Origin of the sequence: Stenotrophobium rhamnosiphilum, assembly GCF_003052265.1 — a bacterium.
Lineage (GTDB): Bacteria > Pseudomonadota > Gammaproteobacteria > Nevskiales > Nevskiaceae > Stenotrophobium > Stenotrophobium rhamnosiphilum.
This window is the reverse complement of sequence record NZ_QANS01000003.1, coordinates 19,161-34,823: the sequence shown is the minus strand read 5'-3', so window position 1 is coordinate 34,823 and position 15,663 is coordinate 19,161. Positions and strand designations below refer to the sequence as shown.

General features: G+C 56.1%; 7 protein-coding genes. 3 read left to right on the top strand and 4 right to left on the bottom strand.

Annotated features, from left to right (window positions below; genetic code table 11):
- Positions 1-10 precede the first annotated feature (10 nt).
- Positions 11-1,387: a Trk system potassium transporter TrkA gene (gene trkA, locus CJD38_RS07705; RefSeq protein ID WP_107939766.1), complete on the bottom strand. Its 1,377-nt coding sequence runs from the start codon at positions 1,385-1,387 to the stop codon at positions 11-13.
- Between the two features lie 345 nt (positions 1,388-1,732).
- Between trkA and CJD38_RS07700 the strand changes: the two genes are divergently transcribed.
- Together CJD38_RS07700 and CJD38_RS07695 are read left to right on the top strand one after the other, a co-directional pair.
- Positions 1,733-10,768 carry a PKD domain-containing protein gene (locus CJD38_RS07700; protein ID WP_146165949.1) on the top strand — a complete coding sequence of 3,012 codons (9,036 nt, stop codon included), beginning with the start codon at positions 1,733-1,735 and terminating at the stop codon, positions 10,766-10,768.
- A 191-nt stretch (positions 10,769-10,959) separates the two neighbouring features.
- Positions 10,960-11,571 carry a DUF2799 domain-containing protein gene (locus tag CJD38_RS07695; protein WP_161554184.1) on the top strand — a complete coding sequence of 204 codons (612 nt, stop codon included), beginning with the start codon at positions 10,960-10,962 and terminating at the stop codon, positions 11,569-11,571.
- Positions 11,572-11,615: 44 nt separating this feature from the next.
- On the opposite strand, the gene rsmB is transcribed toward CJD38_RS07695, so the two are convergent.
- The 3 genes from rsmB to def are packed head-to-tail and all read right to left on the bottom strand — an operon-like array spanning position 11,616 to position 14,431.
- A complete protein-coding gene (rsmB, locus tag CJD38_RS07690; RefSeq protein ID WP_107939763.1) occupies positions 11,616-12,998 on the bottom strand; it encodes a 16S rRNA (cytosine(967)-C(5))-methyltransferase RsmB in 1,383 nt (460 codons plus the stop codon).
- 9 nt (positions 12,999-13,007) lie between these two features.
- Positions 13,008-13,931 (bottom strand): methionyl-tRNA formyltransferase, encoded by a 924-nt coding sequence (fmt, locus tag CJD38_RS07685; protein ID WP_107939762.1) that lies wholly within the window; start codon positions 13,929-13,931, stop codon positions 13,008-13,010.
- Positions 13,928-14,431, bottom strand: coding sequence for a peptide deformylase (def, locus tag CJD38_RS07680; RefSeq protein ID WP_107939761.1), 504 nt, complete (start codon positions 14,429-14,431; stop codon positions 13,928-13,930). The genes fmt and def overlap by 4 nt, the downstream gene beginning before the upstream one ends.
- Before the next feature lie 95 nt (positions 14,432-14,526).
- Between def and CJD38_RS07675 the strand changes: the two genes are divergently transcribed.
- The gene (locus tag CJD38_RS07675; protein ID WP_240783593.1) at positions 14,527-15,648 is read left to right on the top strand and encodes a LysM peptidoglycan-binding domain-containing protein; all 1,122 of its coding nucleotides are present in this window, start codon (positions 14,527-14,529) and stop codon (positions 15,646-15,648) included.
- Positions 15,649-15,663 lie beyond the last annotated feature (15 nt).

The window sequence follows — 15,663 nt, the reverse complement described above, 5'->3', positions numbered from 1 at the left end:
GAGGCGCTCATTAGAAGAAGCTCGCGTTAACCTGGAACAACTTCTCGACGTCCTTGACGCGCTTCTTGTCGACAAGGAACAGGATCACGTGATCTTCAGCTTCGATCACCGTGTCATGGTGAGCAATGATGACTTCTTCACCGCGAACGATGGCCCCGATCGTAGTGCCGGGCGGCATTTTGATTTCGTCGAGACGACGACCGACAACGCGCGAATTATTACGATCGCCGTGAGCGACGGCTTCAATCGCTTCCGCCGCACCGCGACGCAGTGAATGCACTTTGACCACATCGCCGCGACGCACGCGTGCGAGCAATGCAGAAACCGTCGACTGTTGTGGCGAGATCGCAATATCAATCGCGCCGCCTTCAACCAGATCAACATAGGAAAGACGGTTGATCAGACACAGCGCTTTCTTGGCGCCGAGACGCTTGGCCAGCATCGCTGAAAGGATGTTGGCTTCGTCATCGTTGGTAATCGCGCAGAACACATCAACGTCTTCGATGTTTTCTTCGCGCAGCAAAATTTCATTGGCACCATCGCCGGTCAGCACGATGGTGTGTTCAAGTTGCTGCGCGAGGAACACGGCGCGCTCTTTGAACTTCTCGATGATCTTGACTTGGATCTTGCTCGCTTCGAGCACCTTGGCCAGACGCAAACCAATGTTGCCGCCACCCACCAGCATCACGCGCTTGACGGGTTTTTCGAGACGACGTAGTTCAGCAATGATCTTTGGAATATGAGTGCGCGCAGCGACGAAGAACACTTCGTCCTCGGCTTCAATCACGGTGTCGCCTTCAGGCAGGATCGGCCGTCCGCGACGATAGATCGCAGCAACGCGTGCATCGATGCCCGGAAGATGTTGCGGTAATTCTTTGAGCTGGCGTGAAACCAGCGGGCCGCCGTAATACGCCTTCACGCCAACGAGGCGCACGCGACCTTCGGCAAACTCAACGACCTGCAACGCGCCCGGATATTCAATCAAGCGCTGAATCAGATCGGTGACCAACTGCTCCGGCGAAATGCGCATGTCCACTGGCAGCGCATCGGCGCTGAACAGTTTCTCTTCCTTGAGATAGTCAGTCGCGCGGACGCGAGCGATCTTGGTCTGTGTTTGGAACAGCGTGCTGGCGATCTTGCAGGCCAACATATTGGTTTCGTCACTGCTGGTGACGGCGATGATCATGTCGGCGTCATCGGCACCCGCGAGGCGCAGTACGCTCGGATGCGAGGCATGGCCGGTGACCGTGCGGATATCGAGGCGTTCTTGCAGGTCTTCGAGCGCAGCCGGATTGCTATCAACGACGGTGACGTCGTTCTGCTCACTGGCCAAGTTCTCGGCCAGCGTCGAACCCACTTGGCCGGCGCCCAAAATAATGATCTTCATGCGGCGCGCACCTTACGCCGAGGCGGTTTACTGCGCAATACGTCTTTATGGGAGGGCATGTGCTCACTCTATATATAGACGAGGCTGTAAATGCTGATGTGTCTTTTGAGGGGCATCAGAAAGCCTATATTTGTGCTTAAAAGATAAATATAAATAATTTATTTACTAAATAAAAACTCTTATTGTAAGCACTGAGTAAAAAGGCCAATGCAGCTAAGTCTCGGACGCAGGGCTGGTTTTACTATGTCGTTAAGTAAGAAATTTCCTACACACTGATCTCATGAGCCGGATCACCGGCCGTTGTGTGAAGAGCGGGCATCAGCCCGACGACCAAGGAGAGAAACCGTGAACGTCACCATCCGTGGGGCAGCGCTGTGCATTTCACTTTTATTAGCCGCTTGCGACGGCAGTAAAGGAATCCCCAGCAGCCCGCCTGCAAGAACCATGAGCGGCGTTTTCGTCGACTCGCCGGTCTTTGGTCTGACCTACACGTCGCCGGCTCATAGCGGCTCGACTGCCGTTGATGGTGGCTTCACTTATCTGGAACGTGAAACGCTGGCTTTCAAAGTCGGATGCCTTGAGCTGGGCAGCTCCATCGGCAAGCCGGTGATCACGCCGTTTGATTTGGTGACTGGCGCATCAATCCACACGCCGGTTATACAAAACCCGGTAGCCCTGACCAACATGGCGCGCTTGTTGGGCGCGTTGGATGCCGACGGCGATTGGCGCAATGGCATTGAGATCACAGCGGCCACAAGCACATTGGCAAGCAATTGCAGCAACGTGAATGCCATCCGTTTTGATGTGGCGTTCAATGTGTTCGATGCGCCCAACAGCCCCGCGCAACGGTTTGTAATGCTGGCAACAGGGCGCGGCCTCATCACGCTCGCATCGGCGCAACAAGAACTGCAAGCGACCGCCAACCAAATTATTGCCAACGGCGCGCCCAATCGTTTGCCTGCTGCAGCTGCAGGCGATGAGCAAACAGTCAATGCGGCTGCATTGGTTTCATTGTCGGGTTCAGGCGCTGATCCCGATGGCAGCATCGTTGCTTATGAATGGACGCAGCTCAGTGGCGCGCCGGTCACGTTGTCGAATGACAACAGCGCTGCACCTACTTTCACCTCTCCATCAGCTGCGCAAGCACAGGCTTTGGTTTTTGCCTTGGTAGTGACGGATAACGATGCCGGCCGCTCGCAGCCTTCGCGCGTCACCATCAATGTAAACCGAAGTTCAGGAAATATCGGACCGATTGTTTCTGCAGGGTCAGCAAGAACCGTGACCAGTGGTGATGCCGTCAGTCTGGCTGGCAGTGCCAGCGATACCGACGGCACCGTTGCATCAGTCGCGTGGACGCAGATTGATCACAACGCTCCGGTGACCTTGGTCGGCGCAACAACACTCACGCTGCAATTCATCGCGCCGACGGTTACGCAAGCTACGATTTATACATTCCGTTTGACTGCGACCGATAACAACGGCGCGATGAGCAGCAGCGATGTCACGGTCACAGTAAACAAGCGGCCGGATCAGCCTAGCAATCTGCCGCCGACTGCGAATGCAGGGCAGGACCAGATCGTTAATTCAGGTGCGATGGTATCGCTGCCAGGGACTGGCACTGATCCTGAAGGTCAACCGCTGACTTATCGGTGGGATCAAATCGGCACGCCGCAAGTACAAATCTCTAACGCAACAACAGCGACTGCGCAATTCGTTGCACCGACAGTGACCAGCAATACCACGCTGCAATTCGGTCTCACCGTTACAGACAACCAAGGCGTGAGTGCCAGCGACACTGTTGACGTGACGGTGCAGCCAGCAGCGCTAGAACCGCCGATGACGATTGCAGATGCTTCAGCGCCGCAATCTGCAGGCGTGATCAATTTCACCGTGACCTTGCCTGCGGCTAGCAGCCAAATCATCACCGTCAGTTACGCCACGGAAGATGGCAGCGCGCTTGCTGGTGCTGATTACACCGCAGCAAGCGGCATCTTGAATTTCAATCCGGGTGAAACCAGCAAGACCATTCCAATCACCATCATTCGGCATTCGATAAAGGCACCGGATAAAAAATTCGCAGTGCAATTGTCTGCGCCAGTCAACGCGACGCTTTCGCGCTCGCGTGCGATCGGCACGATTGTCGATGACAACCCAGCGACCTTGTGTGCGCTAGGAAAACTGTGTGCAGGTGCAGCCAAGCGCAGCATCGCGCCATCAAAATCTTTCCTTGATGGTGTGCAAGAACAACGTTTACCCGGCGCCTCAGTATTGCAACAGTTCCATCTGGGCGGTTATGGGTTTGGACCTTTTGAATTTTCCAAGCTGCTGCAAACAGTGACGGGCGGTGTGTTCAGTGATCGCACTTGCTTCCCCGGCACAGACACCTGCATCTCGGGTGAGCAGGCGCGTCATGGCTATTACTGCCGTGATTACACCTCAGAAAATTGCAGCGTTGAACTGCGCGACCAAACTTGGGTGCGTGCGTTCTATCTGTCGCAGCCTGTAAGCGGTGGTGCGAATAAGCAGTTGATGTTTGTCACTATCGATGCGGTGGGTGCAGGCAACTTGATTCAAGACGGCATGAAGGCGGCGATCACAGCTGTGACCGGCATTCCGGCGGATCTGATTCTGATCGGCCAAACGCATTCCCATGCGTCTGCAGATTTGCAGGGTCTGTGGGGCGGTGTGCCTGATGAGTGGGTTCGCAACACGCTGTACAAGATGGCAGCGCAAGCGGCCAAGTCGGCGAAGGATGCAGCACTGCCAGCCAAGCTGACTTACGCAACGGGCGAAGACGCAGCATTCGCCAACTATCGTCGTCCGCGTGTTGACCTCAATGCTAAGACCGATCCGAACTTGTCGGTGCTACAAGCTAAAGACAACAACGACAATGTGCTCGGCACCATCGTGCAATACGCCGCGCATCCAACAACCATTGGCGAAGATTCCAACGGCAGTAACGGACGCATCGTGCATGCCGATTACGTGCTCGGTCTTGAAGATGCGATGGAAGCGGCCAGCGGCGGCGCGACCACGCTCTACTACAACGGTCCAATCGCTGATGCGTCACCGGGCGGCGATACCGTTGGTGCGAACGATTACGAACGCGTGCGTTCACGCGGGCAGTGTCTCGCGCAGAGTGCGCTGGCCTTGTTGAATCCGCAGCTTTCGGTGTGCAGCTTCTCCAAGCTCAAGCGCAACACAGTTCGTCAGACCGAACTGAATCCGACAATTGAAATTGCGCAGAAGACGGCGACGTTGCCAGTCACCAATCCATTGTTCCTCGCGCTTGGTGCATCGGGGCAGATCAGTCGTTATTACGACTTTAGTTTGGTGCCTTTGGCGCAAGTGCCGGTGGTTGGCGTAGAGCTCGCTGCGCAGCAACCCAATCTGCCGCAAGTCGCAACGACGGCAACAACGCTGGTTTCGCGCATCACGATTGGTGGCTCGGGTAGTGGTTTGGAAATCGTCACGGTTCCCGGCGAAACCACGAACAGCTACGGTCAATACATCCGTGCGTTGACGCAAAACAAGAACATGATGTTGTTCGGACTCACGCATAACTCCTTCGGTTACATCATTCCGGAAGATGAGTTCAGCTATCTCGATGCTTCTGGCAGCGCAGGTTTTGTGTTGCCGTTCACGGGCTACGAAGAGTTTGTATCGCTCGGGCCTTTAACTGCGCCCTTGTTACGCCTCACGGCGTACAACCCGTTGTTTGGAATTTCGACAACCGATCCGCGCAACATCCCGCCATCACTGGCCGCTTGTTCCAGCAACCCGGCAAGCAATGCTTGCTTGGTGTGGCGTCAGATGCTGCAGCTGGATTACATCCAACGCTCGTATGCAGAAACTTGCCGCAGCAATCTGGCTTCGAATGTGCCGGGTGATGCGCGTGAACAAGCTGAAGCGTTCTGCGATCTGCTCGATCCAAAGACGCCGCTGTATCAGCCTTGTATGGATGCAAAGTTGCCGGTTGCCGTCTGCAACTCCTTAGGCGTTGCGCCGGGCACCACGCCCCCGGGCGGCACTTCCCCTTATGGCGAAGGTGCGCTTGGTGCATTGAGCCAGTTCATGGCGGATCTCAATGGCATGATCGCCGCAATGTTGTCGGGCGATGCAGAAGGCACGGGCACTGCATTGCAAACGGCCTTGGGTAATCTCAATCACAACGCGTCGACATTGACGGCAGCAGGTTTCCCCGGCGTATTGGGCTTAGGCCGTGACCCGCAAATCGTGTTGGCGAATGCGGTTTCCGCCAAGCGCGAAGCCGCGCCAGTGATCTTGACCGGCTCGCAAGTGCTGGGCTTGTCGGTGCGTTCTGCGCAAGGCGTGCCGTATCCGTATCCATCGGGTGCAAACATCACGGGTCAAAGTGATGAGGCGGGTCAGTTGTCCGTGCTCGATCCACTGCGTGATCCGCTGCATCTGGGCGAAGTACGCGATGCACACAACGGCATCATCTTGTATCCATCGGCAGATGATTCCAAAGCGCCAATGGGCATCCCAGTTGAACGCATTGCTGCGTATGCGTGGAAGGGCAACGCGTTTGTCGAAATTCCGGTGCAGGTCGATCAGAAGTTCCCGTTCTTTCTCGCAAATGCAGGCTCCAGCTTCTCGGTTTATTCCGGCACTGATGAAGAGCTGACCTATCAGTGGGATGTGGAGCGTTGGAGTAATGCGGATTCATCCGACCCTGTCGCGCATTTTGCATCGACGATGCAGGATCCGGTCAGCGGCTTTGACGATGATGACGAAATTGCATTCATGTACAGCGACGCTGGCGCGCATGCGCTGACCTTGTCACTGCCTAGCGATCCGAATCTTGATACGACTTTCGGACTGCAAGAAGTCGCGCTGCTGGATCCGCTGAGCAAAGATCCAACCAGCACCAAGTTTGTTTACATCGGCGTTAAGAAGTCCGGCACCGCCAACCAGTGGCATGGCCAGAGTCATTACGTCAGTTACACGCGTGATGACAATGCGGATCAATGGATCGATCGCAATTTCTTCCGCGATGAAGATCCACAGAAACTCGGCACCAGCAATACCAATTACGGACCGAATCATCACGGCAAGGTTGCGCCGGGAAATGGTTACTTCGGCAATCCGGCTGCGTGCACGGGTACTGGTGCTAATCGCCTCTGTGATTCAACCGATCGCTTTGCGCGTGATGGCGTCACCGTTACCACCGATCAATACGTGTGGCGCGCAACAGGCCGTTGGATGGTGCGTGAAATTAGTGTTGCCGATCCGGATCATCCGGGCCTCTACGGTTCTGACTTGATTGATCGTTGGAAAGGACGTGCCTTCCAGCAATCGCCAGACTCGATCATTTCTCTCGTCGGCTTCGAAGACGAGCAGGTGAATTGGGAAGCCAACTCCACGCTGCTCGGTGAGCGCTGCGGCCCTGTGCGCTGCATGCGAGAAGTTTGGGGCGCGGACTCTGGCACCAACGTTACCAAGACGGAAACCTTCTATCGCGGCAACGTGACGTATCGCTATCACGTGCGCGTGCATCCGATTCCGCCAGATGGTTTGTACACGGCGTGGGATTACAACCGCAGTGCAATGATTCCGACGACTGCTGAAGCGCAGCAGGGCATCAAGGGTGGCCGCTACTACACGATGCTGCGCCCTCAGGGCGTGCCGATTGATGGCGTGAACGATGACGTCGGCCAGATCGATAATCTGTTCGGACAACCGGCGTTCTTTGATTTCCCGGATCCGACTTTCAATCTGCCTTTGGCCTTTGATAGTTGGGAGCAGGTTTCAGGCAAAGGTCGTAACGGTTCGCTGGTTTATACCTTTGAGATGAAGGGCGGTACTTCGGTCGTAAATCCGATTGTGGTTCCGTACTACCGCGACGACGCTTGTCTTGATGACGGCACCGGGGATGATCCCGTGCAGCGTCCGTATCCAGGTGATTCCACGACTGATGCAAAGGTACGTGCCGGCTACGCCGCGATTGCCAACAAGCCTTACGCGCAATTGACCTGTGCAGATCGTCAAGGTGCGTACGGCGAACATGGCATTCACTATTTGATCACGCACGATACTGACAATGCCTTCTTGCTCGGCAAGCCAATCACTGAAGTCGATGGTCAGCAGTGGCAGTTCATGGTGCCAACTTCAACGCCAGCCAATGTCGCCGAGCCTTACGCGAATAACGTGCGTATCCCTTTGTTGCCAGTGGTGGTTCCGCGTCCGGGTATTCCAGCGCTGGGCGCAGGTGCAACGCAAGGCGGCGTACTCAACTACCTCTCGGGTGTCGGCGCGCAAATCCAAAACTTGCTGGGTGCATTGGCATTGCTAAGTGTTGATGAAATTCTCGGCGTTGGTAATCGCGCGCTGGCTTATGTTGTGGATGGCTTGAACCGCCTGCTCTACACCGGTGGCGCGGGTACGGTCAGCGGCACGGTGAGTCATGTGCTGGCAGGCGATGGTTCACTCGTTGGCATTATCGGTGGCTTGGTCAATGACCTGACGCAAGTTGTATTCGGTACGCCATCAGGCTCCAAGGTGCGCGTCGGTGTTGGCGTTGTCGATATGACGCCTGATGTGGGTTACTGCGCAGGTCAGTACTGCGAGTACACCGACATTCTTGATGGCCTTGCTGGTGGCGACATTGATCCATATCTAACGCACAAGCTGAAGAAGACCAGCTACGGCGTGCAGTCGCGTCTCACCGCGCGAGCGATTGTTATCGAAGGCAGCAACGGCAAGAAGATTGCGTTGCTCAAGAGCGATAACTATGTCGCGCAGGATTTCCTGATTCGACGCGTGGGACAGATTCTGGATCAGGGCCAATCGGGCATCGGCTATGAGCAGATTCTGTATCACGTCTCGCACAACCATAGCGCTGCGTATTCGTCTTCTCCTGCCGTTGGCCTCACCGTGTTCCAGGATGCGTTTGATCCGCGCTTCTTCGAAAATCAGGCGCGTCGTTTAGCAGCAGCTATCGAAATTGCCGCAGGGAATATGAAACCGGCTCGCATGGGTGCAACGGTAATCAAACACCGTATCTACAAAGGCAATATCGTGCGCACTGCGAATGCTGATGACGGCACGCCTGCCGGATATCCGCTGGAATACAACGATCATGGTTTGACGGTTGTGCGCTTTGACTCAGTTGATGCCAACGGCAACTTCAGCAAACCCATCGCCACGTGGATGAATTGGGGTGAACACCCCGAAAGTCTCGACGGCTACAACTTGCACAGCGCCGATTACCTCGGTCCGTTGGAGCGTTGGGTTGAACGCGAAACGGGCGCGCCTTTGGTGTTTAGCCAAGGCGATGTTGGTAGTTCAGAAAGCAGTGGCAATACCGATCAGCGCAATGCCGATGACGGTACCGTTTGCGGCACGCGCACGGATGCCAGCCATTGTCCATTCGGTCAGGGCGCATTGCGTGATTGGGAGCACAAGGGCTATGCGCAAACCGAACGCAATGCACGCTTCCTCGCGGATGATGTGGTCAAGGCTTGGAACAAGATTGGCAATGGTGATGCCGATGTGGTGATTCCGCTGACGCGCAATTTCCCGGTCGACTATGCCAATGCTTGGGTGCCGGGCCCGTTGTCACATCCATATCCCAGCATCTCCAACTGCCGCACGCAGACGACGCTTGAAGGCGATCTCGGTATTCCTGCAGCAGGCTTGCCGGATTGCGCACGTCGCGACACGGCGATAGATCTAGATGGCGGCGCGATCAGTGGTCCGCTGTTTGATGGTTGGCAGGAAATCACCAACGTCACGCAAGGCGGCATGATCTACGCGCTGCTAAGAGCCGAAGGTGTGCCAGTGCCAGAGCATTACGATGTGCCGGCCTTTAGTGCAGTGGAAGAAAATCTGCGCTTGAAGTTGCAAGCCTTCCGTCTCGGCGAAATTCTGTTGGCCTCATGTGCCTGCGAAGCGCAGAACGATTTAGTACTCAACATCAAATCGCGACTCGATGCGCAGCGCAACAACATCTACGACGGCTTCGACTGGGCTTGCTTGATGCCGCAGTACTCGGGTGATCCGAAGTACGTTGCCGCTTGCGAAACGCAGAAGAAATATTTTGATCCGACCGATCCACTCAACGCGACCTTGATCCCCGGCACCGCCGCGGGTAAGAACAATGTGAGCTTGATCGCACGCATGCGCGCACAGGTGCATAACGACGCGCGTGGTTGGGATTCTGCTCAGAACGTTGCGTTGGCAAATGCGGAGTCTGCCGACATCAACAAGATCTGGGGTAATTTCACCAAGGAAGAAATCCAGGATCTTGGAATTCTTGATGGCTATAAATTGCCAGTGGCGGTCGGTCATGCCGGTGATTACAACGGCTACACCTTGAGCTATCGCGAATACATGAATCGCGACAGTTATCGCAAAGCGCTCACCAGTTACGGCCCGCATACGGCTGATTACATGGCGACGCGCCTGGTGCGTATGGCTGCACAACTCAAAGGCGGGGCCGACTATGTGCCTGAAGCGCATAACGCAGTCGCGCAAGTGGATGAGCTGCGACAGCAAGCGTTGGCCGTTGTGCTGGGCCAAGCAACATCGGCTGCGTACGATGGCTTCCATGCTGTGCTGGCAGACGATATGGGCCCTGTCGCGGCATTGGCGCAACCACAAGACGTCACACGTTTTGCTGCAGCAACATTCAGCTGGCGTGGCGGTACAACGGCGCAGGACAATCCGCTGGTAACGGTCGAACGCTGTACGCTGTATCCGCAGCCTTGTACGCAAAATAGTGAATGGACCCAATTTGCGGATATGAGCGGCGAAGTGCAGACCCGCGTTGCATGGCCACAAGGAATTCCCGGCGTGATCGCGGCGTACACCGGCACGCAGGAATGGAAATGGACGGCGAACTTCGAAGCCTACAGCGCCTTCCCTGCGCGTCTCGGTAGTACGCCAGAAGGTCAGTACCGCTTCCGCGTCAACGGCATGGTTCGCAAGAATCGCGCACCGTCAGCGTATGGCTTGGTCTCAAATGCGTTCCGCGTAAAACCTTGGGCTAGCGCCAGCGGCGTCACTGCGACGCGTAATAGCAATACGGCAAGCTTCAGTGCATCGAGTCGCAGTGTCAGTTATCCCAAGAGCTACAGCGGCTCAGCGTTCCCGTATGTTGGGGTGACCGGTGATGCAGCGATTTGCGACACCTGTAGCTTCCGTCCGTGGGCCAGCGTCGGTCAGTTGGCGGCACGTGGCGATATCGTTGTGCTGCGCGCGGGTGTGGTGAAAGCCACGCGCAATGCGACATGTCAGATCGGTGTGGGCATCAGCTGTACGGCGGACTTGTCGAATCTTGGCAATGCTAACGGTGATGTTGTGCAAGCGCGCATTTACGATCAGGATGGCAACTATCTCTTCGCAACTGTTCCTTGAGTTAGACGCTATTAAGTAAGGCTGCATACGAGCCCCAATCGCTAGATGCACTGGCGATTGGGGCTTTTCTTATGGCGAATCATCAAGCCCACAATATTCAATAACCCCAATCTCCGGTTATTCTCCACGCGCGCGGCTCGACAGCCGCAAGCGAATTTAAAGACCGGGATCGTCGGGGTTTTATGAAGCACATGAAGCGAGCTTTACCCTTGTTGTTGGTGCTGCTGTTATCCAGCTGCGCAACGCTCAGCGAGAGCGAATGTCGTGCGATTGATTGGCGTGAACTGGGTCGTGCCGAAGGCGCTCAGGGGTATGAGTCAGCGCGCCTCGGCAGTCATATGGATGCCTGCCGTCGATACAACATTGCGCCTGATGCGGACGCCTATCGAGTCGGTCGTGAAGAAGGTTTGCGCCAGTACTGCACACTAGAAAACGCGCTGCAGTTAGGCATCAATGGCAGCGGATATCATCAAGTGTGTGGCGGAGAAAACGGCGCGCAGTTCGCGGTTATTTATCGGCGTGGAACCGCTCTGCGTGCGGTCAAGAACGATATCCAAGAAGTGCAAGGGCTGATTGATTCAGCGCGTCGCGCGCAAGACGGGTTGAAAGACCTTGATCTGTACAAACAGATGGATCAGAACGCGCGTTATTTGGAACGTGAAAAATCTTTTATCCAGAGTCAGTACGGTCAAGCCGAGCGTGCGGTCAACGCGGGCTTCGATCCGCCGTATTACGACGATGGCGGTTGGCGCAGCGGCATTCCTTATCCGAATGCAGTGCGCGAGGCTGAAAAGTATCGCTAACTGGCGGCAAGGAAGCCTGCGCAAAAAACACCGACTGCGCAGGCTTATTTCGGTTTGATCAAACGAGCGTAGTAGAAGCCATCAAACGAGCCGCCCGGTGCGATGCGTCTGCCAACCGTGCGACCTTCGCCCCACTCCGCTTCAATCGGCGAATGTTTAGCGCCCGGTTGATTCTTGAGGAAGTTCTTAATCACGCTCTCGCCTTCCATTCTCAAAATGGAACAGGTTGCGTAGAGCAACACGCCGCCCGGTGCGAGCAGAGGCCACAGCGAGTTCAGCATCAGCAACTGCGTTTCTGCGAGCTGCGGAATATCCGTGTGGCGGCGCAGCCATTTGATATCAGGATGACGACGAATCACGCCACTGCCAGAGCAAGGCGCGTCGAGCAGAATGCGATCAAAACTATTGTGATCCCACCATTCGCGCGTATCGGTTGCATCACCACGAACCAGCGGCGCATCAAGCTCAAGGCGGCGCAGGTTGTCGTACACGCGCTTCAAGCGCATCGGGTCGTGATCCATCGCTAACAGATCAAGATGGTCGTAATGCTCAAGCAAATGCGCAGTCTTGCCGCCGGGAGCCGCGCAAGCATCGAGCACGCGCATGCCGGGTTTTACTTGCAGTAGATCAGCAGCAAGCTGCGCGGCGGCGTCTTGTACTGACACCGTTCCGTTGGAGAACAACGGAATTTTTTCGACTGGGATTGCGGTGGCTAACGTCACTGCATCTTCTGCAAACGGCGTTGCTGTCGCGGCGATGCCTGCGTCTTCCAGCACCTTCAGATATTCATCGCGCGTCATGCGACGGCGATTCACGCGCAGCGTCAGCGGACCCTGTTCATTGCCTGCGGCCAGAATGGTTGGCCAGTTAGGCCAGTCACCTTGAATTTGATCTGCGAGCCAGCTCGGATACGAATATTGCTTGGCTGGATGCGTTGGCAAATCGGCTTCCAACGTTTCGCGTTCGCGCTGGTAGCGGCGCAGTAGTGCATTGACCAGGCCACGCAATTTGTCTTTGCCAAGCAGCGTAACGGCATCAACGGTTTCGTTGACAGCTGCATGTTGTGCGACGCGCATCGAACGCAGTTGGAACAATCCGCCAAGAATCAGCGCCTGCAATTCTGGCTCTTTGTTCAGCGGCTTTTCCATCATGCGTGTCAGCAGGCCGTTGAGCAGCGACCAGTCGCGCAGCACGCCGTTGCAGAGTGCGCGCAGCATTGGCATCTGTTGCGGCGTAATTTCTTCAACATCGACACGCGCCAATGCGTTATCCAAATTGGTGCCGGCCATCACGTGCGCAATCACGCGAGCAGCTTCAACGCGAGCTTTGGCGGAGCTAGAGGCAGGTGCCGCAGGCGTTGACTCAGCGGCTGACTTTTTGCCCCAAGGACTTGCAGGGCGGCTCGGAGGAGTGGTTTCTTCTGACATGGCGGCGACCTAGTTGAACATCTCGCCGAGCAATGGTCGGCCGCGAATGGCTTCAGCAGCGCTCAGCGGTTTTCCGCCGGGGCGTTGGAGTTTGAGAATGTCGAGCATACCTGCGCCGCAAGCCACGCGAATGCCATCGTTTTCTGCTGCGATGATGGTCCCCGGCGCCGCGTCAGCATTGCCTGGTTCCATGCGCGCTTCATAAATGCGTATGCGCTCGCCTGCGAGTTCGGTCCATGCAACCGGCATTGGGTTATAGCCGCGCACGCGGCGCGCAAGTTCTTCTGCCGACAAGGACCATTCGAGACGTGCTTCGTCTTTGCTGATTTTCTTGGCGTAAGTTGCGCCATCCGCAGGCTGAACTTCTTCGCGCAGTTCGTCGCGTGAGAGTTTGTCGACGGCTTCAACAATCAATTTGGCGCCCATCGTTGCCAGTGCATCGTGCAAGCTTGCAGCGTTGGTGTCGCCAGTGATGTGCAGAGATTCTTTGAGCAGCATCGGGCCGGTATCAAGGCCTGGATCCATGCGCATGATGGTGATGCCGGTTTCGCTATCGCCCGCAAGAATTGCGCGTTGAATCGGCGCAGCACCGCGCCAGCGTGGCAGCAAGGACGCGTGAATGTTGAAGCAGCCGTGGCGCGGAATGCCCAGTGCAGCGGCGGGCAAAATCAAACCGTAAGCCACTACCACCATCAGTTCTGCGTGCAGCATGCGCAGATCATCCTGCGCTTCGGCATTCATCTTGAGCGGCTTGAAAGTCGGGATATTCAGCACTTCAGCGCGCTGTGCCACCGGCGATGAAGTCAGCTTTTGTCCGCGACCCGCGGGGCGATCCGGCTGCGTGAACACACCAACAATGGTGTGACCCGCGGCGTGGAGGGCATCAAGCGCGGCGACCGAAAATTCCGGCGTGCCGGCAAATGCAATTCTCATCTCGACGCCTGTTTCTGCAACTTTTTCTTGATGCGCTCGCGTTTGAGCGAGGACAGGTAATCGATGTAGAGCTTGCCGTCGAGATGGTCGATCTCATGCTGAATCGCTTGCGCCATCAGGCCTTCAGCTTCCAGTTCGAATGGCTTGCCGTCGCGATCCAGTGCGCGCACTTTGAGGCGCGCAAAGCGCTGAACCTTGTCAAAAATGCCGGGAACCGACAGGCAGCCTTCTTCCATCTCTTCCTTGGCGGAAGATTCGATGATTTCGGGATTGATCAGCACAAAGGGCTGAGGCTTAGCTTTGTCGTCCGCGCAGTCCATCACCGCCAGACGCTTGTCGATGCCGACCTGATTGGCGGCCAGGCCAACGCCGGGGGCGTCGTACATGGTTTCGAACAGGTCTTTGATCAAGGCCTGTAGCGCGTCATCGAACACGGTCACGGGCTTGGTCTTGAGACGCAGGCGTGGATCGGGATGGTGGAGAATTTCGAGGATAGCCATTTTCTTACGAAGTTACTGCTGAATTAAGCGCCAACTGTTTGCCGCGACAAGGTTTTGTGCAAGAATCGGCACAAACCGATGGGGGTATCGCAGTGATGGTCAATTATAACGGTTTAGTGCGAGTCAAAGTTTTGCTGCTGGGTTCCTTGCTGTTGGGCACGACGTCTGCGTTTGCAGCGATCACGCCAGCGCCGGATGCTCAGGAGAGTGCGGCTGCTCAGCCCGCCGGCAAAACCACGCCCGCTCTACGCGAGCAGGTGCCGTTGCAGTACGTCGTCAAGAAGGGCGACACGCTGTGGAGCATCTCGAATCACTTCTTGCTCAATGCTTGGGAGTGGCCGGAAATCTGGTTCGTAAATGGTCAGGTTCGCAATCCGCACAAAATTTATCCCGGTGACGTGCTGTCGCTGATGGTGCGCAATGGTCGTCCGCAGTTGGTCGTGCAGACGCCAACGATGGAAGATCGTTTGTCGCCGCAGGTGCGTGCTAGCACGCTGGATCAGCCGATTGCCGCAATTCCAATTGACGCGATCCGCGATTTCTTGTCGTCGCCTCGTATTGTCACTAAAGAGCAGATGAAGAAAGCGCCTTATGTGCTCGACTTTGTCGATGAACACTTGATGGCCGGCGCTGCGTCTAAGTTCTATGTGCGCAGGCTGCCGGTGAATGACGCGACGGTCGACTACAACGTTGTGCGCTTGGGTCCGCCGTATAAAGATCCGCAGAGCGACGAGTTGTTGGGCTATCAGGCTACGGACGTGGGCTACGCTGAAATCGAAAGCGCTGCCAAAGATCCAGGCATTGCCTTGTTGACCAAGACCACGCGCGAAGTGCTGGTTGGCGACTATTTGATTCCGGTAGATGCTGAAAGCTTCGATGCTTTCTTCTATCCGCATGCGCCTAAAAACAATGTGAACGGCACCATCATCTCGGTTTATGACGGCGTGACGCAGATCGGCCAATACCAGGTCGTTGTGTTGAATCGCGGCAGTCGTGACGGCATCGAATTGGGCCATGTGCTCACAGTGATGCAGTCCAACCGTATTGCCAAAGATCCCTACGCTACTCTCGGCAACAGCCGCGTCAAACTGCCGGATGCGAAAGCCGGCACGATGATGGTGTTCAAGGTTGCCCCACGTGTAAGTTTTGCGCTGATCATGGATGCGACGCGCTCAATCAAAGTGCTCGACAAGGCCGTCAAGCCCAGCTCCGACTAGCGCCCTCGCGCGCGC